An 18,039-nucleotide genomic window follows, 5' to 3' on the forward strand; every position below is an offset into this window, starting at 1 on the left:
GCCGGCCCGACCTGATACCGATCCAGGAACCATGAACACTGCCAACCTCCTGCGCCTCATCGTGCTTGCCGCCATCTGGGGCGGCTCCTTCCTCTTCATGCGCATCTGCGCGCCGACCTTGGGCCCCGCGGTGCTGATCGAATTCCGCGTGCTGTTCGCGGCGCTGTTCCTGGCCGCCGTCGGCGTCGTCCTCAAGAAGCGCCTCGACCTGCGCGCGCACTGGAAGCACTACTTCATTCTCGGCTTCTTCAATTCGGCGTTCCCGTTCCTGCTGTTCGCGTTCGCGGCGCGCACGTTGCCGGCGTCCGTGCTGGCCGTGCTGAACGCCACCGCGCCGATGTGGGGCGCGCTGCTCGGCGCCGTCTGGAGCCGTCAGGCGATCCGCGCGCGCACGGCGCTGGGCCTCGTGCTGGGCACCGTCGGCGTCGCGCTGCTCGTCGGCTTCGACCACGCGACGAGCCGTCCCGGCGCCGGCCTCGCCGTCGCCGCCGCGCTGGTGGCAGCCTTGAGCTACAGCGTCGCGAGCCTGTATGCGCGCACCGCGAAGAGCGTCGAGCCGTTCGCCAACGCGCACGGCACCATGTGGACGTCCGCGCTGATGGTGCTGCCCGCCCTGCCCCTGTTCCCGCCCGCCGGGCTGCCTTCCGCCGGCATCGTCGGCGCCGTGATCGCGCTGGGCGTGCTGTGCAGCGGCATCGCCTACATCCTGTACTTCAAGCTGATCGAGCAGGTCGGCACGACGTCCGCCCTCACCGTCACGTTCCTGAGCCCCGTCTTCGGCATCCTGTGGGGCCGCCTGTTCCTCGGCGAGGCGATCGGCTGGTACACGATCGTCGGCTCCGCCATCGTGCTGGTCGGCACCGCGTTCGTCACCGGCTTCACGCCCCGCTTCGGCCGCGCCGCGCCGGTGCAGGCATGCGGCAAATGAACCGCCACACGATCGCGCTGCCGGCCGGCTATCGCCACACGGACGCCTTCACCTTCCACGGCCGCGACGCCGATGCGCTGGCCGAACAAGTCGATACTGACGCCGGGCGCATCCGCAAAGGCGTGCTGCTGGACAGCGTGCCGACCGTGCTCGACATCACGCTGCACGCGGACCGCGCCGAGTGCGTCGTCGCCAGCGACGGCGCAGCCCCGATCGAGGCCGTGCACGACGCCCTCGCGAACATGCTGGGCCTGCGCATCGACCCTGCGCCGTTCGAGCAGGCGGTGCGGGACGATCCGCTGTTCGGGCCCCTCGTCGCGCGCCAGCCGGGCCTGCGCGTGATCCAGTCCGCCACCGTGTTCGAAGCGCTGACGTGGGCCATCATCGGCCAGCAGATCAACCTGCCGTTCGCGATCGCGCTGCGCCGCACGTTCGTCAAGCTGGCCGGACGCGTCCATTCGAGCGGCCTGTGGTGTTATCCGGAAGCGGCCGACGTGGCCCGCCTCGACATCGAGCAACTGACCAGTCGCAAGTTTTCCGGCGCGAAGGCCGAGACGCTGCTGCGCTTCGCCCGCCTCGTGGCCGATGGCGCGCTGTCGCTGGACCGCACGGCCGATGCAACCGGCGTGAGCGAGCGCCTGCTCGCGGTGAAGGGCATCGGTCCGTGGACCGTCAACTATGCACTGCTGCGCGGCTGGGGCTATGCGGATTGCTCGCTGCACGGCGACGTGGCCGTGCGCAATGCCATCGGCCGCCTGCGCGGCACGGAACGTCCCGACATGCGCGAGGCCGAAGCATTTCTCGAAGCCTATCGCCCGCACCGCACGATGGCCGCGGCGTATCTCTGGGCCAGCCTGAACCAGCCGGCCGGCTGACGCAACCGCAACGCATGTCTTGTGCCGCCACAAGGCACGGGCGCTCCGCTTGTCCAGACTGCCCGTAGACGGACTCGAGCGGAGGTAGTCATGAAAGCGAAGACATGCATGGCGGCCATGCTGATGGTGCACGCCGCCCTGGCCCAGGCCGACACCATCGACCCCGACAACCACGGCGCGTATCTGTCGCTCGCCTTCGGCAACGGCCGCATCTACGGCGGCAACGCGAGCGGCTACCGCTGGATGCGCGGGCGCACGTTCGAAGTCCGCGCCGGGCGCCAGCAGGACGACGTGTTCGGCCTCGCCCTGCCGCCCGGCTGGACCATGCGCATCGACTTCGTCCATTACAACGAAGGTCATCCGGACAACAACCACCGCGACGGCTTTGCGCTGCAATGGCTCGCAGTACACCGCTTGTCCCGCATGTGGACGGGCGAACTGGGCGTGGGCCCGTACCTGAGCATGAACACCACCGAGATCGCGACGCCGACGGGTAACACGCAGATCGACGACGCGCGGCTCGGCGCGCTCATCAGCGTCGGCCTGCGCCTGGCCGTACCCGGACCGTCCGGCACGCACGTGCGTCTCGGCTACAACCACGTGGCCATGCACACCGTGCACCGGTCGGACGCGCTCGTGCTGGGCATCGGACGCCAGTTCGGCCCGGCCGAGCCCGCGCCCGACGTCGTGCCGGACGGCCGGCTGTGGCTCGGCGGCACGTTCGGCACGTCGATCACGAATATGGCGGGCACCCATGGCGCGCATGCGGGCGTGCTGGAGGCGCGGCAGTATGCCGAGCGCTGGGGCATCGGCTATAAATTCCTGTTCGAAGGCGACGACGGCGCGCGCGTCGACCGGCGCGGGATCGCGGGCCAGCTGTGGTATGTGCAGCCCGCGACGCCGCGCTTGTCGATGAGCGCCGGCCTCGGCCCGTATTTCGCGGCGAACCGGCGCGACGGCAACCGCACGGCCACGGATCTTCTGATCAGCTTCCAGGCCGAACGCGCGTTGTCCGCGCGCACGCGGGCCATCATCAACTTCAACCGCATCAAGACCTTTCGCAAGACGAACGACCGCGACCTGTTCCAGATCGGCCTGCTGCAACGTTTTTAGTCCTACCCCAGCCAGCGCGGCAGGCCGTCGAACTGCTGCGCGCCTTCGCCAGAAAAACGGATCAGCTCGTGCAAGGGCACCATGGCCAGGTTGTCGCGCCCGTAGTGCCCGCCCAGCGCGCTGGGTATTTTCAGACAATACTTGCGCCCGGCCGTGAGGGGCCCCAACGTCGTCTCGGCCAGGCGCACCTGATCGGGCATATACCAGCCGTCGAGGAATTCCTGGTTGTACGACAGCGCATCGAGGGCGGCGCGGTCTTCGGCCACCGGTTCGCAACGCAGGTCTTGCGGCGACAGGCGCCAGTACATGCCGTCCTCGTCGCGGACGATCAGATTGCCGAAGGCGTTCTCGCCCAGCACCTCGACGGCGTGGAGGCCGGTCCAGCCCCACGCCTCGTTGATGTCTTCCACAGTAATCATTCGTTAGCTCCGCTTTCAACGCACACGGAGACTTCGACCGGGCCGGGCGGCGCGCGTTGCAGGGAATGCGGGCATGGTTGAGACGGGTCGAACGGGCGAACCCGGCCGGCCCAAAACGAAAAAGCCGCTGATCCGGAACAGGATCAGCGGCTTTGGAATCTGGTTGCGGGGACAGGATTTGAACCTGTGACCTTCGGGTTATGAGCCCGACGAGCTGCCAGACTGCTCCACCCCGCGTCTGATGCTTTGCATTATACGCACCTTCGGCACTTTAGGCAATCGCGGTTCTCCGACTCCCCGCGATCGCAGCATAAGCTGCCTTTCGCGCCGTGCGAATCGCAGGCGGATTGCGGCACAAGGGGGCCGATACAATGGTAAAGTAAAGGCAATTCAATTCATCCGTTTCCTATGAAATTCTGCTCCGAGTGCGCCCACCCGCTCACGGTGGCCATCCCCGAAGGGGACAACCGTCCGCGTTTCGTGTGCACCAATTGCGGCACCATCCATTACCAGAACCCGAAGATGGTGATCGGCTCGATCCCCGTGTGGGAACAGGACGGCGAACTCAAGGTCCTGCTGTGCAAGCGCGCCATCGAGCCGCGCTACGGCTACTGGACGCTGCCGGCCGGTTTCATGGAAAACGGCGAGACCACGAGCGCCGCCGCCTTGCGCGAGACCGAGGAGGAAGCCGGCGCCAACGTCGAGCTGGGCAATCTGTTCACCTTGCTGAACGTCGTGCACGTGCACCAGGTCCATATGTTTTATCTGGCGCGCCTCGTCGACCTCGATTTCGCGCCGGGCATCGAAAGCCTGGACGTGCAATTGTTCAGCGAAAACGAGATCCCCTGGAGCGACCTGGCCTTCCCCACCATCCGCACGACGCTCGAACTGTTCTTCGCCGACCGTGCGAAGATGCGCGAAGGCCGCGGCACCTACGGATTCCACACGCACGACATCACGGGACCGATGCGCCCGCCCGTCCAACCCGACTGACCGCCTGACCATGATTCCCTGGCTCGAGGCCCATACGCCGTTCCCCGACGTGTCCGAAGCGTTGACGACCGACGCTCCGGGCCTGCTCGCGGCCGGGGCGGACCTCTCGCCGCAGCGCCTGCTGCAGGCATACCGGAACGGCATCTTCCCGTGGTTTTCCGAAGGCCAGCCGATCCTCTGGTGGAGCACCGATCCGCGCATGGTGCTGTACACCGACCGCTTCAAGATCAGCGACAGCCTCAAAAAAACCTTGCGCAAGATCGAGCGCAGCCGCCAGGCGGGCGGGCCGTGGGTCGTGCGCTTCGACGGCGCCTTCGAGGCCGTGATGCGCGCCTGCGCCGCGCCCCGCAAGGACGGGCCGGGCACGTGGATCTCGGAAGACATCATCGCCGGCTACACGGGCCTGTTCCGCATGGGGTACGCGCACTCGTCCGAGGTGTGGCTGGACGGCGAGCTGGTGGGAGGCGCTTATGGCGTGTGCATCGGCCGCATGTTCTATGGCGAATCGATGTTCGCGCGCGTGCCGGACGCCTCTAAAGCGGCGCTGGCCTACCTGGTCGCCTTCTTGCGCAGCCACGGCGTGACGATGATCGACTGCCAGCAGGAGACGGGCCACCTGGCCTCGCTGGGCGCCGTCCCGATCCCGCGCCGGGAATTCCTGCAGCACTTGCGCTGCGCGATCCAGGAACCGCCCATCGAACGGTGGGAAGTCGCGTCACCGTTGACCACCTAACGGTGCGCGGCGCCGTCTTTGGCTACAATGGGTTCCACACACGTCGTTCCGAGAGCTTTGCATGACGCACCTGAATGATCTGCCATTTTCCACGCTGCAGTTCTATACCACGGCACCGTATCCTTGCAGCTACCTCGACGCACGCCAGGCCCGTTCGCAGGTCGCCACCCCGTCGCACCTGATCAATGCGGACGTGTATTCGGAACTCGTGCGCAACGGCTTCCGCCGCAGCGGCATCTTCACGTACCGCCCGTATTGCGACGGCTGCCGGGCCTGCATCCCCGTGCGCGTGGCCGCCGAGCGCTTCACGCCCAACCGCAGCCAGCGGCGCGCCTGGAAGCGCCACGACGACCTGACGGCCATGGTCGCCAACCTGTCGTTCTCCGACGAGCACTATGCGCTGTACCTGCGCTACCAGACCACGCGCCACGTGGGCGGCGGCATGGACCAGGACAGCCGCGACCAGTACGCGCAATTCCTGCTGCAGAGCCGCGTCAACACGCGCCTCGTGGAATTCCGCGAGCCGGACGGGCTGCTGCGCATGGTCTCGATCATCGACGTGCTGTCGGACGGCCTCTCGTCCGTCTACACGTTCTTCGACCCCGACGTGCCGGGCGCCTCGTTCGGCACGTACAACGTGATGTGGCAGATCGGCCAGGCGCGCGAGCTGGGGCTGCCCTACGTCTACCTGGGCTACTGGATCGAACAGAGTCCGAAAATGGCGTACAAGATCAATTTCAGGCCGCTGGAAGCTCGTATTGACGGCGTGTGGGGTGTGCTGGACCGTTGATGGGCGGAGAAAGTGCGGCGTTGCTTCCACACAAGGTAAAATGTCGCGAATTCTCGATTAGGCCACCATGTCCGACAAACTCCTGTACGCCCTCGCCCGTCCCCTGCTCTTCTCCCTCGATCCCGAAACGGCCCACAACGTCACCCTGCCCGCCCTGCGCCGCGCGGCGGCCCTGGGCCTGACGGGCATCGTCAGGAAGCCGAAGCCGGATCCGCGCACGGTCATGGGCATCACGTTCCCGAACCCGGTCGGCCTGGCCGCCGGTCTGGACAAGGACGGCGCGTACATCGACGGCCTGGCCGCCCTCGGCTTCGGCTCCATCGAGATCGGCACCGTGACCCCGCGCGCCCAGCCGGGCAACCCGCGCCCGCGCATGTTCCGCCTGCCGGCCGCGCGCGGCATCATCAACCGCATGGGGTTCAACAACGGCGGCGTCGACGCCTTCGTCGCCAACGTCCAGGCCTCGCGCTTCTACCAGGAACGCCAGGGCGTGCTGGGCCTGAACATCGGCAAGAACGCCGACACGCCCATCGAACGCGCCGCCGACGATTACCTGGCCTGCCTGCGCAAGGTGTACCCGTACGCCAGCTACGTCACCGTCAATATTTCGTCGCCGAATACGAAGAACCTGCGCCAGCTGCAGGGTGCGTCCGAACTGGATGCCCTGCTGTCGCAGCTGAAGGAAGAACAGTCGCGCCTGGCCGACAAATACGGCCACTACGTGCCGCTGGCGCTGAAGATCGCGCCGGACGTCGATGGCGACCAGATCCGCAACATCGGCGGCGCCCTCGTCCGCCATGGCATCGACGGCGTGATCGCCACCAACACGACCTTGGCCCGCCGCGACGTGGAAGGCATGCGCCACGCGGCCGAACAGGGTGGCCTGTCGGGCGCGCCCGTGTTCGAACAGTCGAACATCGTGATCCGTGCGCTCAAGGCCGAAGTCGGCGACGCCGTGCCGATCATCGGCGTGGGCGGCATCCTGAGCGGACGCGATGCGAAGGCCAAGATCGATGCGGGCGCCCAGCTCGTGCAGCTGTACAGCGGCCTGATCTACCGCGGGCCCGCGCTCGTGCGCGAGTGCGCGGACGCGCTGCGTGGGCAGCGCTGAAAGAGCGTTTGCTCATGCACGTCGTCCCCGCGGAGGCGGGATAGCGCCCCCGGCGCTATCCCCAAGTATGGCGTTGGTTTACGTAGCCGGGACGCCTACTCCGCCGCCACCGGATGCAGCGCCTTCTCGATATCCGTCTTGGTAAATCCCTGCGCGAAGCGCTCGATGAAGTCGTAGGCATACGCGCGCAGGTACGCACCGCGGCGCACCGCAAGACGCGTCACGTTCGGCGCGAACAGGTGCGACGATTCGATCGCGCGCAGCCCGCGGTCGCGGCCGTGGTCGAACGCCATCGAGGCGACGATGCCCACGCCCATCCCCAGCGACACATACTGCTTGATGACGTCCGAATCCATCGCCGTCAGCATGATGTCCGGGCTCACGCCCGCGGCGGCGAACGCGGCATCGATGTGGCTGCGGCCCGTAAAACCGACGTCGTACGTGATCAGCGGGAATTCGGCGAGGTCCGACAGCTTGATCGGCGACTGCTGCAGCAGCGGATGGCCATCCGGCACGACGACGAGGTGGCTCCAGCGATAGCACGGGAACGACACGAGGTCGGGGAACGTCGACAGGCCCTCGGTCGCGATGCCGATGTCGGCGCGGCCCGACAGCACCCATTCGGCGATGTGTTCCGGCGCGCTCTGCTGCAGGGCGATGCGCACGTTCGGGAAGGCCGTGCGGAACGCCTGCACGACCTGCGGCAGCGCGTAGCGCGCCTGCGTGTGGGTGACGGCGACGGTGAGCGTGCCGCTGTCCTGCGCGGCGTATTCGCTGCTGGCCTGCTGCAGGTTCTCGGCCTCCACGAGCAGGCGCTCGATGATTTTCAGGATGCCCTTGCCGGGATCGGTGAGCCCGGTCAGGCGCTTGCCGTTGCGCTCGAAGATCACCACGCCCAGCTCGTCCTCCAGTTCGCGGATCTGGCGCGACACGCCCGGCTGCGACGTGAACAAGGCATTGGCCACGTCGGTCAGATTGAAATTGCGGCGCGCGGCTTCGCGCACCGAACGCAACTGCTGGAAATTCATATGTCCGCTCCCTGATCAACAAATACGTGCATGCGCTTGGGTTTCACCAGCAGCGTCTCGCCGTCGCGCAGTCCCAGTTCGCGGTAGCGCTCGTTGGGGATGACGGCCTCGATGATCTGGGCATTGTCGGCGCGCTCCAGGTCCAGCTGGGCCAGCGGGCCGATCGCGTGCGCGCGGCGCAGTTTGACGGCGACGCCCTCGCCTCCCGCCACATAGCGCTCGACGTCGAGGTCGTGCGGACGGACGTAGGCGATGCCTTCCCCGTTCTTGACGTCCGCGTACTGCGGCGCGTGGAACGTGGCGTCGCCGCTGGCCAGCACGCCGTCGTTCACGCGGCCGTGGAACAGGTTGACGTTGCCCAGGAAGCCGTAGACGAACGGCGAGGCCGGGTGGTTGTAGACGTCGCTCGGCGTGCCCAGCTGCTCGACGTGCCCCTTGTTCATCAGGACGATCTGGTCCGCCACTTCGAGCGCCTCTTCCTGGTCGTGCGTGACGAAGATCGACGTCACGTGCAGTTCGTCGTGCAGCTGGCGCAGCCAGCGGCGCAGTTCTTTCCGCACCTTGGCGTCGAGTGCGCCGAACGGCTCGTCCAGCAGCAGTACGCGCGGCTCCACGGCGAGGGCGCGCGCGAGCGCGATGCGCTGGCGCTGGCCGCCGGACAGCTGCGGCGGATAGCGGTCGGCGATCCAGTCCAGCTGCACGAGCTCCAGCAGCTTCTTGACCTTCTCGCGGATCTGCGCTTCCGACGGGCGCTCGCGGCGCGGTTTCACACGCAGGCCGAACGCGACGTTCTCGAAGACGGTCATGTGCTTGAACAGCGCGTAGTGCTGGAACACGAAGCCGACCTGGCGCTCGCGCACGTGGCGTGCCGAGGCGTCGTCGCCATCGAGCAGCACGCGGCCCGCGTCGGGGAACTCGAGGCCGGCGATGATGCGCAAGAGGGTCGTCTTGCCGCAGCCGGACGGGCCCAGCAGCGCCGTCAGCTCGCCGTCGGCAAACTTCAGCGACACGTCGTCCAGGGCCGTGAACTGGCCGAACTGCTTGCGGATATGTTGGACTTCGATCGTCATGTCATTGCTCCGTGGTGTGGTCCTGCACGCTGGCCTTCTGGGCCTGGTGCATGCGCCATTCGATAAAGGTTTTCACCGCCAAGGTCACGAGGGCCAGCAGGGCCAGCAGCGACGCGATCGCGAACGCGGCCATGAAGTTGTATTCGTTGTAGAGGATCTCGACCTGCAGCGGCATCGTGTTCGTCTCGCCGCGGATGTGGCCGGAGACGACGGACACCGCGCCGAACTCGCCCATCGCACGGGCATTACACAGGATCACGCCGTACAGCAGGCCCCACTTGATGTTCGGGAGCGTGACCTTGAAGAAGGTCTTCCAGCCGGACGCGCCCAGCACGAGGGCTGCCTCTTCCTCTTCGCTGCCCTGCGCCTGCATCAGCGGGATCAGTTCGCGCGCGACGAACGGGAACGTGACGAAGATCGTCGCGAGCACGATGCCGGGCACGGCGAACAGGATCTTGATGTCGTGGTCCATCAGCCACGGGCCGAACCATCCCTGCGACCCGAACAGCAGCACGTAGATCAGGCCCGCGATCACGGGCGACACCGAGAACGGCAGGTCGATCAGCGACAGCAGGATGCTCTTGCCGGGGAAGTCGAACTTGGCGATGGTCCACGCGGCGGCCACGCCGAACACGAGGTTCAGCGGCACGGCGATGCCGGCGGCGGTGAACGTCAGCCGGATGGCCGACAGCGCGTCCGGATCGAGGACGGCTTCCTTGTACGTGTCCCAGCCCTTCTTGAGCGCTTCGGTGAACACGGCCACGAGCGGCACGAACAGGAACAGCGTGAGGAAGACCAGCGCCACAAAGATCAATGCGTAGCGCACCCAGCCCGGCTCCAGCGTGTTGGTGGCCTTGCGCGGCGCATTGGCGACCACGGCAGCCTTGTCTTTCAGGTGATTGTCGAGGACGGCACTCATGTCACTTCCCCGCGCGCTTGCGCGCCCAGGCCTGCAGCAGGTTGATGGCCAGCAGAAGCGCGAACGAGGCGACCAGCATCACGACGGCGATGGCCGTGGCGCCCGTGTAGTCGTACTGCTCCAGCTTGGTGATGATGAACAGCGGCGTGATCTCGGACACCATCGGCATGTTGCCGGCGATGAAGATGACGGAACCGTATTCGCCGGTGGCGCGCGCGAACGCGAGGGCAAAGCCCGTCATCAGCGCGGGCACGACGCTCGGCAGGATCACGCGGGTGAACGTCTGCCACGGGCTGGCGCCCAGGCTCGCGGCCGCCTCTTCCAGCTCGCGTTCCGCGTCTTCCAGCACCGGCTGCACCGTGCGCACGACGAACGGCAGGCCGATGAAGGTGAGCGCGATGACGACGCCCAGCGGCGTGAACGCGACCTTGATGCCGGCTTTCTCCAGGTACTGGCCGATCCAGCCGTTGGACGAATACAGCGCCGTCAGCGTGATGCCGGCGACGGCCGTCGGCAGCGCGAACGGCAGGTCGACCAGGGCGTCGACGAAGCGTTTGCCGGGGAACTGGTAGCGCACGAGCACCCACGCGACGATGCCGCCAAACACGACGTTGATGGCGGCGCCGATGAGCGCGGCGCCGAAGCTCAGCCGGTACGACGCCATCACGCGCGGCGACGAGACGGCGCTGACGAACGCATCCCAGCTCATCGTGAACGTCTTGAGGAAGATCGCCGACAGCGGGATCAGCACCAGCAGCGCCAGATAGAAAATCGTGAACCCGAGCGAGAGCCCGAAGCCGGGTATCACCCGGTTGGCGCTGCTGCGCGACAGTAAAGTGGTCATCGTACGCCTTATTACAATTTCTTCTAACGGATCGAAATAATCTCATCAGAATGACATATTGCAAACGAAGCATTCCTCATTTGCATAGAAGATTCCCGTATTAGCAGACCCAAAAAGCAGGAAAGGCGCCTTGCGGCGCCTTTCATCGGTTCAGCTCAGTGGAGCAGCTTGACCGCCACTCCTGCCAGCGTCATCGCCAGCACGCCCCGTAATATTTTTTCCGGCACGGCCCGGGCCGCCCAGGAGCCGAGGGTGATCCCGGGCACGGAGCCGACCAGCAGCGTCATCAGCAACATCCAGTTGATCGACCCCAGCCACCAGTGGCCGACCGCGGCGATGGCGGTCAGGGGTACGGCATAGGCGATGTCGGTGCCGGCCACCTCGGCCGGCGTCAGGCGCGGGTACAGCATGACGAGCAGGGTCGCGCCGATGGCGCCTGCGCCGATCGACGAGATCGTCACGAGCGTGCCCAGCAGCGCGCCGGACGCGACCGTGGCAATGGTCAGGCCCCGGCCCTGCAGCTGGCGCGACGGGCTGGCGTTGACCCAGGCGAGCATCTTGCCGCGGAACAGGATGGCCACGACGGTCAGCAGCACGGAGACGGCGATCGAATAGCGGATCACCTTGCCGATCGCGGCATTGAGCGGACCGAAATACTGCAGCGCCAGGGTGGCGACGAGCGCGGCCGGCAGTGCGCCGAGGCACAGGCGGCCGACGATATCCCAGTGGACGGTGCCGCGCGAGCGGTGGGTGACGGTACCCGCGCTCTTCGTGATCGAGGCGAAGGCGAGGTCGGTGCCGACGGCGACGGATGGCGTGACGCCGAACAACAGCGTCAGGAGCGGCGTCATCAGTGAGCCACCGCCAACGCCAGTCATGCCGACCAGCAGGCCGACGGCGAATCCCGACAAAACGAATTGAATGGACATACTTTACCCCCAGGTTGGCCCCAAGGGTAACGGTCCTCAGCCGTAAAACAAACAACACGTTCCTTATTTGCTTATGCGGCCGGTGCGTGATCGCGGAACAACGCAGGGTGGGCTCTGCGGGCCCACGCGGACTTTGGCATACGCCGGCGTTAGGCGTGGGCACGTTCATTCGAGGCCCCCGGCCCCCATGCCCATCCTGCCAATAATAATGCGCTACGCGCTTACTTATTGGGCTGCGGCGTCAGGCGCAGATACGGCTTCGGCGCAGTGAAGCCCTTCGGATATTTCTGCTTCAGCTGTTCCGGATCCTGAACGGTCAGCGGGATGATCACGTCATCGCCATCCTTCCAATTGCCCGGCGTCGCCACAGTGTAGCCGTCCGTCAGTTGCAGGGCGTCGATCACGCGCAGCACCTCGTCGAAGTTGCGGCCGGTGCTCATCGGGTAGGTGATGATCAGGCGCACTTTCTTGGCCGGATCGATCACGAACAGCGAACGCACGGTCGCCGTCGCCGACTGGTTCGGGTGGATCATGTCGTACAGCTGCGAGACCGATTTGTCGGCATCGGCAATGATCGGGAAGCCGACGACGGTCTGCTGGGTTTCCTCGATGTCCTTGATCCATGCCTTGTGCTGCTCGGCCGGGTCGACGGACAGCGCGATCGCCTTGACGTTGCGCTTGTCGAATTCGGGTTTGAGTTTTGCCGTCAGGCCCAGTTCGGTCGTGCACACCGGCGTGAAGTCGGCCGGGTGCGAGAACAGCACCACCCACGAATCGCCCGCCCAGTCGTAGAAGCGGATACGGCCGATGCTGGAATCCTGTTCGAAGTCCGGCGCCGTGTCGCCCAAACGTAAAGTCATCATGTTCTCCTTTGGTTGAGAGGGATACTTCAAAAAAAGCGGTTGTACAGGACGACGGCCCAGGTGGCGGCCGCGATCGCGATCGCCAGCGCCACTGCCGCGCTGCCCAGGTCCTTGGCGGCCTTGGACAGCGGATGGCGCTCCAGCGATACGCGGTCGACGACGGCCTCGATGGCCGCGTTGATCAATTCCACGAGCAGCACAAGAGCCAGCACGACGATCAGCGCCAGTTTCTCGAACGCGGAGATCTTCAGCAGCAGCGCGACGACCGTCGCCGGCACGGCCACCATCACCTCCTGGCGGAACGCATGTTCGTGCTGCCACGCCGCCCGGAAACCCTCGATCGAATAGCGGAAAGCGCCCACGATACGGCGTAGTCCGCCCTTGCTCTTGAACTCGCTACTTGGTTGATCCATGTATTTTCGTCAATCTGTACAGAAGCGCCATTATGCCCACACAGCTCCGCCCCCGCGCAACACCAAACTGACAGGATTACCAATTCTTTTCACATTATGGTATAAAGTAGAGAAATATACCGCACCGCACCAACCACATCATGAAAATGGAAACCCCAGAACCGGCCAAGACTTCCATCCAGGTGATCGAGCGCATGGTGGCGCTGCTCGACGTGCTGGCCAGTTATCCCGATCCCGTCAGCCTCAAAGAGTTATCGAAGATCTCGGGCCTGCACCCGTCGACGGCGCACCGCATCCTGAACGACATGGTCGTGACACGTTTCGTCGACCGCGTGGAGCCGGGTACCTACCGACTCGGCATGCGCCTGCTCGAACTGGGCAACGTGGTCAAGAGCCGATTGTCCGTGCGCGAGGCCGCCGTCGACCTGATGCGGGCGCTGCACAACAAGACCAAGCAGACGGTCAACCTGTCGGTCCGCCAGGGCGACGAGATCGTCTACATCGACCGCGCCTTCTCCGAGCGCTCCGGCATGCAGGTCGTGCGCGCGATCGGCGGCCGCGGTCCCCTGCACCTGACGTCGACCGGCAAGCTGTTCCTGTCGATCGACGAGCCGAAAGCGATCCGCGCCTACGCCACGCGCACGGGTCTCGCCGGCCACAACAAGAACTCGATCACGGACCTGACGCGCCTGGAACGCGAACTGTCGCTCGTGCGCGCACGCGGCTATGCGCGCGACAACGAGGAGCTGGAACTGGGCGTGCGCTGCATGGCGGCCGGCATCCACGACGACAGCGGCAAGCTGGTCGCGGGCCTGTCGATCTCGGCCCCGGCGGACCGTCTGCAGGACGAATGGCTGGAAGACCTGGTGAACACGGCGGCGCAGATTTCCGCGACGCTGGGACACCGGGCCGGCGCGCCGAGCTGACGCCGGGCACACCCTGATACCGTCATTCCTGCGCGGGCGGGAATCCATACCCGCGTAAAGTATGGCGCGGCATGGAGGGAATAGTGCCGGGGCACTATTCCCGCTTTCGCCGCAATGACGCGTTGAAGATTACTGGACCACCGGCGCCGTCGCGGCGGAAGACACCGTCGCCGGCACCGTCGCCGACACGGTCACCGGCACGCCGGCCGCAGCCGTCGCCGGGATGCCGGCCGGCTTGAGCGCTTCGAGCCAGCGGCGCATACGGCCGGCGTCGGCCGTGCGCGATTGCTTGCCCTTCGAATCGAGGAACACCATGATCACGTTGCGGCCCTGGATCATGGCCTGCATCACGAGGCAGCGCCCCGCTTCGTTGATGAAGCCCGTCTTCTGCAGGCCGATGTTCCAGTCGGGCGAGGCGACGAGGTAGTTGGTGTTGTGGTACTGCAGCGCGCGGCCGCTCGCTTCGACAACATAGTTCGGATCGGTCGTGTACTGGCGCAGCAGCGGTTCCTGGTGCGCCACCTTGACGAGCTTGGCCAGGTCGCGCGCGCTCGACACGTTCTGGCTCGACAGGCCGCTCGAATCCACATAATGCGTATCGTTCATGCCGAGTTCGCGCGCCTTGGCGTTCATCGCCTCGACGAAGGCGGTGATACCGCCCGGATAATTGCGACCCAGCGCGGCGGCGGCGCGGTTCTCCGAACTCATCAGTGCAATGTGCAGCAGATTGCCGCGCGTCATGCGGGCACCGACGGGCAAACGCGAGCTGGTGAATTTGTGGCGGTCGACGTCGGCCTCGGTGATCGTCAACACCTCGTTCAGGTCTTGCTGGGCTTCGACGACGAGCAGGCCCGTCATCAGCTTCGTGATGGAAGCGATGGGCAGCGCGACGGCGGCATTCTTTTCGAACAACACTTCCGAACTCGTCTGGTCCATCACGTACGCGACGTTGGAACGCAGGTCGAGCGGGTCGTGCGTGTGGTTCAGGCCGGCGATGTCGCCGGCGCTGAGCATGGCGACGGCCGGCGCGGCGCGGCGGAAGCGCTGGTACACGACGCGGCGCTTGCCGTGCACCATCTCGATCCGGCGCACCATGCGCTCGCGGTTGTCGTCCGCGATGACCTTGGCCAGGTCGGTGCGCTTGACCCTGACCCGCTTGGCGGCAGCCGCGTGTCCCTTGTGCTTGGTCGCGGCTGCGGCGGGTTCGAGCACCAACATCATGGAAATGGCGGCTGCCAACGCGAGCTTAAGCATCTGAAAATCCTTGAACGCGAACTGAAGAGCACTAAATGCAGTGTAGCGGAAGACGATTGGAGTGCAAGTGCGCACCACGCGAATGTACCACCTGCGCCCGCTTTTTTCTACACTGAAAAAAGTTATGCGTTGTAGAAATCTCTTGATTTTTCAATAGCTTGCCGACAACTGCTCACGTGTGTTACTCGATGAAGCGTGCAAACGCGGACACCGGTTCGCGTTCCGTAACGAGCGTGTTTTCGACCTTGTCCGGATCGGCGTAGCCGAGCGCCATGCCGCACACGATCATCTCGTTCTCGGGCAGTCCAAGCTCGTCGGCGATGATGCGGTGGAACTGCGTGAACGCGGCCTGCGGACAGGTGTCGAGACCGCGCCCGCGCGCGGCGACCATGATGTTCTGCAGGAACATGCCATAGTCGAGCCAGGAGCCCTGCTCCATGACGCGGTCGATCGTGAAGATCATGCCGACGGGCGCATCGAAGAAGCGGTAGTTGCGGCCATGCTGGGCCGCCATGCCGGCCTTGTTGTCGCGCGTGAGGCCCAACAGCGCATACAGATCCCAGCCGACCTTGCGGCGCCGGTCGACGAAGGGCGACACCCACTCGCGCGGATAGTAGGCGTATTCCTCGACGTGCGTGCGCGACTCGGCCGGGTCGGCGTACGCGGCCAGGATGCGGTCGCTCAGGCGCTCCTTCGCGGCGCCCGTCAGCACGTGGACTTTCCACGGCTGCGTGTTCGTGCCGGACGGCGCGCGTGCCGCCACTTCCAGGATGGCTTCCACGTCCTCGCGCGCGACCGGCGTCGGCAAAAAGGCACGGATCGAGCGCCGCGACGTGATGGCGGCGTCCACGATGCGTTGTTGTTCGGTACTGATCATTCGGTCTCCTTATTTTTTGACGACAAATGCGACGCCCAGCACCGCGACCACCATGCCGGCCAGGCCGAGAACACTGAGCTTCTCGCCGAACATCAGCCAGGCCATCAAGGCGGTAGTGGGCGGCGTCAGGTACAACAGGCTCGTCACGCGGGTCGCGTCGCTGCGGCGGATGAGGTTAAACAGCAGGAAGATGGCGCCGATCGACAGCGCCAGTATCGACCACAGCAGCGCGCCCACGAACTGCGGCGTCCAGTGGACGGCGTCCATGCGCGGCCCGAAGCCCTCCAACAGTACGGCGAACGGCAGCAGGACCAGCGCCGTCGTCACGTATTGGATCACGGTGCCGGTGCGCAGGTCGAATTGCGGACAGAAACGTTTCTGGTACAGCGTGCCGGCCGTGATCGACAACAGGGCCAGCACGCACAACGCGATCGCCGCCGGCGCCAGGCCGTTCAAGTGGATCTTGGCCGCCACGACGAGGCCGACGCCGCACAAGCCCAGCACCAGCCCCAGCCATTGACGCGGCCGGACCTGTTCCCCGATCAGCGGCGCGGCGATGGCCGTCAGGATGGGCTGCATGCCTACGATCAGCGCGGACAATCCGGCCGGCATGCCGAGCTTGATGGCACACCACACGCCGCCCAGGTACCCGGCCTGCAGCAGCAGCCCGGCCAGCGCCACGTGCCCCACCCGCCCGCGCGGCCACGCGGCGCCCGTCACCAGCACGACCGGCAGCAGGACCAGCACGGCGCCGAAGCAGCGCAGGATCAGGAAGGACAGCGGGGGCGCATACGGCAACCCGTATTTCGCGGCGATGAAACCTGTGCTCCAGAGAAAGACAAAGAACAGCGGTATCGGGGACAGCCGGCGCGCGTGCCGGATGGCCGTGTTTGCGGTCGTATGAGACATCGTCAAAAAGAAATGATTGGAGGCCAAGTCTAGCATGGGCGCATGGTGCCATCGGCGCTTGCTGCAAAGCACTAAAGTGTTGTAACGGCGCAAACAAAAACCGCGCAAACGTTTGTTTTCGTTGATCTTACTCAAGAGATTGCGGTTCAATTGTGCGACGCATCAAAAGTGCTTGACGCATAATCGGAAAACGTGAAAAATGGCTTCATGTTGCGGCGCACAATCGCCGAATCTTTATTAAGTAGTCCCCTGAGTTTTTCTCTGTAACACCGCTTCACTGGTCCCAAAGCAGGTGTCCCAAGGCACCTCTAAAGCAAAGTTCACATAACGATCCATTACTGGAGAACCATATGTTTGCATTCCCTGAGCAGTTTTCGAACGCGACCAAAGCCAACCTCGAATCCCAGTTCGCCCTGTTTTCGGCCCTGACCTCCAAGACCTTTGAAGGCGTGGAGAAGCTGGTGGACCTGAACATCAACACCGTCAAGGCCGCACTCGAGGAATCGTCGGCAACCACGCGTCAGCTGCTGGCTGTCAAGGATGCCCAGGAATTCTTCACCGTGTCGGCTTCGCAAGCCCAGCCGGCTGCTGAAAAGGCCCTGGCCTACAGCCGCCAGGTGGCCTCGATCGCTGCCGACACCGGCGCCGAGTTCTCGAAAGCCGCCGAAAGCCAGTTCGCCGAAGTCAACCGCAAGGTGATCTCGCTGGTCGACGAAGTGACCAAGAACGCCCCGGCCGGTTCGGAGACCTATGTCTCGGCCCTGAAAACCGCCATCAGCAACGCCAACGCCGGCTACGAACAGTTCACCAAGACGACCAAGCAGGCCGTCGAGGCGATCGAGTCGAACCTGAACGCCGCCGTGTCGCAGTTCACGCAAGCCACCCGCAAGGCTGGCGCTGCCGCCAACTCGGCCGCTGCTGCCTAAGCTTCACCGCGCGGCTTCCCCCTCCAACGGAAGCCAAACGGCCCGGACCGCGCAAGCGGTTCCGGGCCGTTCGTTTTAGTTGCGCCCAATACGTCGTTCCCGGGCTAGGCGCCCCCCTT

General features: G+C 65.3%; 20 protein-coding genes and 1 tRNA gene. 9 read left to right on the forward strand and 12 right to left on the reverse strand.

The window, feature by feature from the left end; all coding sequences use genetic code 11:
- Nucleotides 1–31 precede the first annotated feature (31 nt).
- The 3 genes from BVG12_RS14320 (at nucleotide 32) to BVG12_RS14330 (ending at nucleotide 2,916) form a co-directional block, all read left to right on the forward strand.
- Nucleotides 32–928 (forward strand): DMT family transporter, encoded by an 897-nt coding sequence (locus tag BVG12_RS14320; RefSeq protein ID WP_075792977.1) that lies wholly within the window; start codon nucleotides 32–34, stop codon nucleotides 926–928.
- Nucleotides 925–1,803, forward strand: a complete 879-nt coding sequence (locus BVG12_RS14325) for a DNA-3-methyladenine glycosylase family protein (RefSeq protein ID WP_075792978.1) — start codon at nucleotides 925–927, stop codon at nucleotides 1,801–1,803. The genes BVG12_RS14320 and BVG12_RS14325 overlap by 4 nt, the downstream gene beginning before the upstream one ends.
- Before the next feature lie 90 nt (nucleotides 1,804–1,893).
- Nucleotides 1,894–2,916, forward strand: a complete 1,023-nt coding sequence (locus BVG12_RS14330) for a hypothetical protein (protein ID WP_075792979.1) — start codon at nucleotides 1,894–1,896, stop codon at nucleotides 2,914–2,916.
- Between the two features lie 2 nt (nucleotides 2,917–2,918).
- On the opposite strand, the gene BVG12_RS14335 is transcribed toward BVG12_RS14330, so the two are convergent.
- Nucleotides 2,919–3,335: a T6SS immunity protein Tdi1 domain-containing protein gene (locus BVG12_RS14335; RefSeq protein WP_075792980.1), complete on the reverse strand. Its 417-nt coding sequence runs from the start codon at nucleotides 3,333–3,335 to the stop codon at nucleotides 2,919–2,921.
- Between the two features lie 160 nt (nucleotides 3,336–3,495).
- Nucleotides 3,496–3,572 (reverse strand) — tRNA-Met (locus BVG12_RS14340).
- Nucleotides 3,573–3,743: 171 nt separating this feature from the next.
- Between BVG12_RS14340 and BVG12_RS14345 the strand changes: the two genes are divergently transcribed.
- The 4 genes from BVG12_RS14345 (at nucleotide 3,744) to BVG12_RS14360 (ending at nucleotide 6,962) form a co-directional block, all read left to right on the forward strand.
- Nucleotides 3,744–4,328 (forward strand): NUDIX hydrolase, encoded by a 585-nt coding sequence (locus tag BVG12_RS14345; RefSeq protein ID WP_075792981.1) that lies wholly within the window; start codon nucleotides 3,744–3,746, stop codon nucleotides 4,326–4,328.
- 10 nt (nucleotides 4,329–4,338) lie between these two features.
- The gene (aat, locus tag BVG12_RS14350; protein WP_075792982.1) at nucleotides 4,339–5,061 is read left to right on the forward strand and encodes a leucyl/phenylalanyl-tRNA--protein transferase; all 723 of its coding nucleotides are present in this window, start codon (nucleotides 4,339–4,341) and stop codon (nucleotides 5,059–5,061) included.
- Between the two features lie 61 nt (nucleotides 5,062–5,122).
- Nucleotides 5,123–5,851, forward strand: a complete 729-nt coding sequence (locus BVG12_RS14355) for an arginyltransferase (RefSeq protein ID WP_075792983.1) — start codon at nucleotides 5,123–5,125, stop codon at nucleotides 5,849–5,851.
- Between the two features lie 67 nt (nucleotides 5,852–5,918).
- Nucleotides 5,919–6,962 carry a quinone-dependent dihydroorotate dehydrogenase gene (locus BVG12_RS14360; protein WP_075792984.1) on the forward strand — a complete coding sequence of 348 codons (1,044 nt, stop codon included), beginning with the start codon at nucleotides 5,919–5,921 and terminating at the stop codon, nucleotides 6,960–6,962.
- A gap of 95 nt (nucleotides 6,963–7,057) precedes the next feature.
- Here BVG12_RS14360 and BVG12_RS14365 read toward each other — a convergent pair whose 3' ends face one another.
- The 7 genes from BVG12_RS14365 to BVG12_RS14395 all read right to left on the reverse strand — a co-directional run bounded on the left by BVG12_RS14365 (nucleotide 7,058) and on the right by BVG12_RS14395 (nucleotide 13,028).
- Nucleotides 7,058–7,990: a CysB family HTH-type transcriptional regulator gene (locus BVG12_RS14365; protein ID WP_075792985.1), complete on the reverse strand. Its 933-nt coding sequence runs from the start codon at nucleotides 7,988–7,990 to the stop codon at nucleotides 7,058–7,060.
- Entirely contained in the window at nucleotides 7,987–9,060 is a 1,074-nt protein-coding gene (locus BVG12_RS14370; protein WP_075792986.1) for a sulfate/molybdate ABC transporter ATP-binding protein, read from the reverse strand. Before BVG12_RS14370 ends, BVG12_RS14365 begins: the two co-directional genes overlap by 4 nt.
- Nucleotide 9,061: 1 nt before the next feature.
- Nucleotides 9,062–9,979, reverse strand: coding sequence for a sulfate ABC transporter permease subunit CysW (gene cysW, locus BVG12_RS14375; protein WP_075792987.1), 918 nt, complete (start codon nucleotides 9,977–9,979; stop codon nucleotides 9,062–9,064).
- Nucleotide 9,980: 1 nt separating this feature from the next.
- Entirely contained in the window at nucleotides 9,981–10,823 is an 843-nt protein-coding gene (cysT, locus tag BVG12_RS14380; RefSeq protein WP_075792988.1) for a sulfate ABC transporter permease subunit CysT, read from the reverse strand.
- A gap of 155 nt (nucleotides 10,824–10,978) precedes the next feature.
- Entirely contained in the window at nucleotides 10,979–11,752 is a 774-nt protein-coding gene (locus BVG12_RS14385; protein ID WP_075792989.1) for a sulfite exporter TauE/SafE family protein, read from the reverse strand.
- A gap of 221 nt (nucleotides 11,753–11,973) precedes the next feature.
- Entirely contained in the window at nucleotides 11,974–12,612 is a 639-nt protein-coding gene (locus BVG12_RS14390; protein WP_075792990.1) for a peroxiredoxin, read from the reverse strand.
- A gap of 29 nt (nucleotides 12,613–12,641) precedes the next feature.
- Nucleotides 12,642–13,028, reverse strand: coding sequence for a diacylglycerol kinase (locus BVG12_RS14395; protein WP_075792991.1), 387 nt, complete (start codon nucleotides 13,026–13,028; stop codon nucleotides 12,642–12,644).
- 140 nt (nucleotides 13,029–13,168) lie between these two features.
- Between BVG12_RS14395 and BVG12_RS14400 the strand changes: the two genes are divergently transcribed.
- The gene (locus BVG12_RS14400) at nucleotides 13,169–13,954 is read left to right on the forward strand and encodes an IclR family transcriptional regulator (protein ID WP_075792992.1); all 786 of its coding nucleotides are present in this window, start codon (nucleotides 13,169–13,171) and stop codon (nucleotides 13,952–13,954) included.
- Between the two features lie 129 nt (nucleotides 13,955–14,083).
- Here BVG12_RS14400 and pbpG read toward each other — a convergent pair whose 3' ends face one another.
- The 3 genes from pbpG to BVG12_RS14415 all read right to left on the reverse strand — a co-directional run bounded on the left by pbpG (nucleotide 14,084) and on the right by BVG12_RS14415 (nucleotide 16,994).
- The gene (pbpG, locus tag BVG12_RS14405) at nucleotides 14,084–15,208 is read right to left on the reverse strand and encodes a D-alanyl-D-alanine endopeptidase (RefSeq protein ID WP_083685055.1); all 1,125 of its coding nucleotides are present in this window, start codon (nucleotides 15,206–15,208) and stop codon (nucleotides 14,084–14,086) included.
- A gap of 181 nt (nucleotides 15,209–15,389) precedes the next feature.
- Nucleotides 15,390–16,085 carry a nitroreductase gene (locus tag BVG12_RS14410; RefSeq protein ID WP_075792993.1) on the reverse strand — a complete coding sequence of 232 codons (696 nt, stop codon included), beginning with the start codon at nucleotides 16,083–16,085 and terminating at the stop codon, nucleotides 15,390–15,392.
- Between the two features lie 9 nt (nucleotides 16,086–16,094).
- Entirely contained in the window at nucleotides 16,095–16,994 is a 900-nt protein-coding gene (locus BVG12_RS14415) for a DMT family transporter (RefSeq protein WP_075796371.1), read from the reverse strand.
- Between the two features lie 350 nt (nucleotides 16,995–17,344).
- Between BVG12_RS14415 and phaP the strand changes: the two genes are divergently transcribed.
- Nucleotides 17,345–17,920 (forward strand): TIGR01841 family phasin, encoded by a 576-nt coding sequence (gene phaP / locus BVG12_RS14420; RefSeq protein WP_075792994.1) that lies wholly within the window; start codon nucleotides 17,345–17,347, stop codon nucleotides 17,918–17,920.
- Nucleotides 17,921–18,039 lie beyond the last annotated feature (119 nt).

The organism is Massilia putida, from assembly GCF_001941825.1.
GTDB lineage: Bacteria > Pseudomonadota > Gammaproteobacteria > Burkholderiales > Burkholderiaceae_D > Telluria > Telluria putida.

Bases quoted from the DNA above. Each gene is read 5' to 3' on its own strand.
- BVG12_RS14320 (WP_075792977.1), top strand. From the start codon at position 32: ATGAACACTGCCAACCTCCTGCGCCTCATCGTGCTTGCCGCCATCTGG.
- BVG12_RS14325 (WP_075792978.1), top strand. From the start codon at position 925: ATGAACCGCCACACGATCGCGCTGCCGGCCGGCTATCGCCACACGGAC.
- BVG12_RS14330 (WP_075792979.1), top strand. From the start codon at position 1,894: ATGAAAGCGAAGACATGCATGGCGGCCATGCTGATGGTGCACGCCGCC.
- BVG12_RS14335 (WP_075792980.1), bottom strand. From the start codon at position 3,335: ATGATTACTGTGGAAGACATCAACGAGGCGTGGGGCTGGACCGGCCTC.
- BVG12_RS14345 (WP_075792981.1), top strand. From the start codon at position 3,744: ATGAAATTCTGCTCCGAGTGCGCCCACCCGCTCACGGTGGCCATCCCC.
- aat (WP_075792982.1), top strand. From the start codon at position 4,339: ATGATTCCCTGGCTCGAGGCCCATACGCCGTTCCCCGACGTGTCCGAA.
- BVG12_RS14355 (WP_075792983.1), top strand. From the start codon at position 5,123: ATGACGCACCTGAATGATCTGCCATTTTCCACGCTGCAGTTCTATACC.
- BVG12_RS14360 (WP_075792984.1), top strand. From the start codon at position 5,919: ATGTCCGACAAACTCCTGTACGCCCTCGCCCGTCCCCTGCTCTTCTCC.
- BVG12_RS14365 (WP_075792985.1), bottom strand. From the start codon at position 7,990: ATGAATTTCCAGCAGTTGCGTTCGGTGCGCGAAGCCGCGCGCCGCAAT.
- BVG12_RS14370 (WP_075792986.1), bottom strand. From the start codon at position 9,060: ATGACGATCGAAGTCCAACATATCCGCAAGCAGTTCGGCCAGTTCACG.
- cysW (WP_075792987.1), bottom strand. From the start codon at position 9,979: ATGAGTGCCGTCCTCGACAATCACCTGAAAGACAAGGCTGCCGTGGTC.
- cysT (WP_075792988.1), bottom strand. From the start codon at position 10,823: ATGACCACTTTACTGTCGCGCAGCAGCGCCAACCGGGTGATACCCGGC.
- BVG12_RS14385 (WP_075792989.1), bottom strand. From the start codon at position 11,752: ATGTCCATTCAATTCGTTTTGTCGGGATTCGCCGTCGGCCTGCTGGTC.
- BVG12_RS14390 (WP_075792990.1), bottom strand. From the start codon at position 12,612: ATGACTTTACGTTTGGGCGACACGGCGCCGGACTTCGAACAGGATTCC.
- BVG12_RS14395 (WP_075792991.1), bottom strand. From the start codon at position 13,028: ATGGATCAACCAAGTAGCGAGTTCAAGAGCAAGGGCGGACTACGCCGT.
- BVG12_RS14400 (WP_075792992.1), top strand. From the start codon at position 13,169: ATGAAAATGGAAACCCCAGAACCGGCCAAGACTTCCATCCAGGTGATC.
- pbpG (WP_083685055.1), bottom strand. From the start codon at position 15,208: ATGCTTAAGCTCGCGTTGGCAGCCGCCATTTCCATGATGTTGGTGCTC.
- BVG12_RS14410 (WP_075792993.1), bottom strand. From the start codon at position 16,085: ATGATCAGTACCGAACAACAACGCATCGTGGACGCCGCCATCACGTCG.
- BVG12_RS14415 (WP_075796371.1), bottom strand. From the start codon at position 16,994: ATGTCTCATACGACCGCAAACACGGCCATCCGGCACGCGCGCCGGCTG.
- phaP (WP_075792994.1), top strand. From the start codon at position 17,345: ATGTTTGCATTCCCTGAGCAGTTTTCGAACGCGACCAAAGCCAACCTC.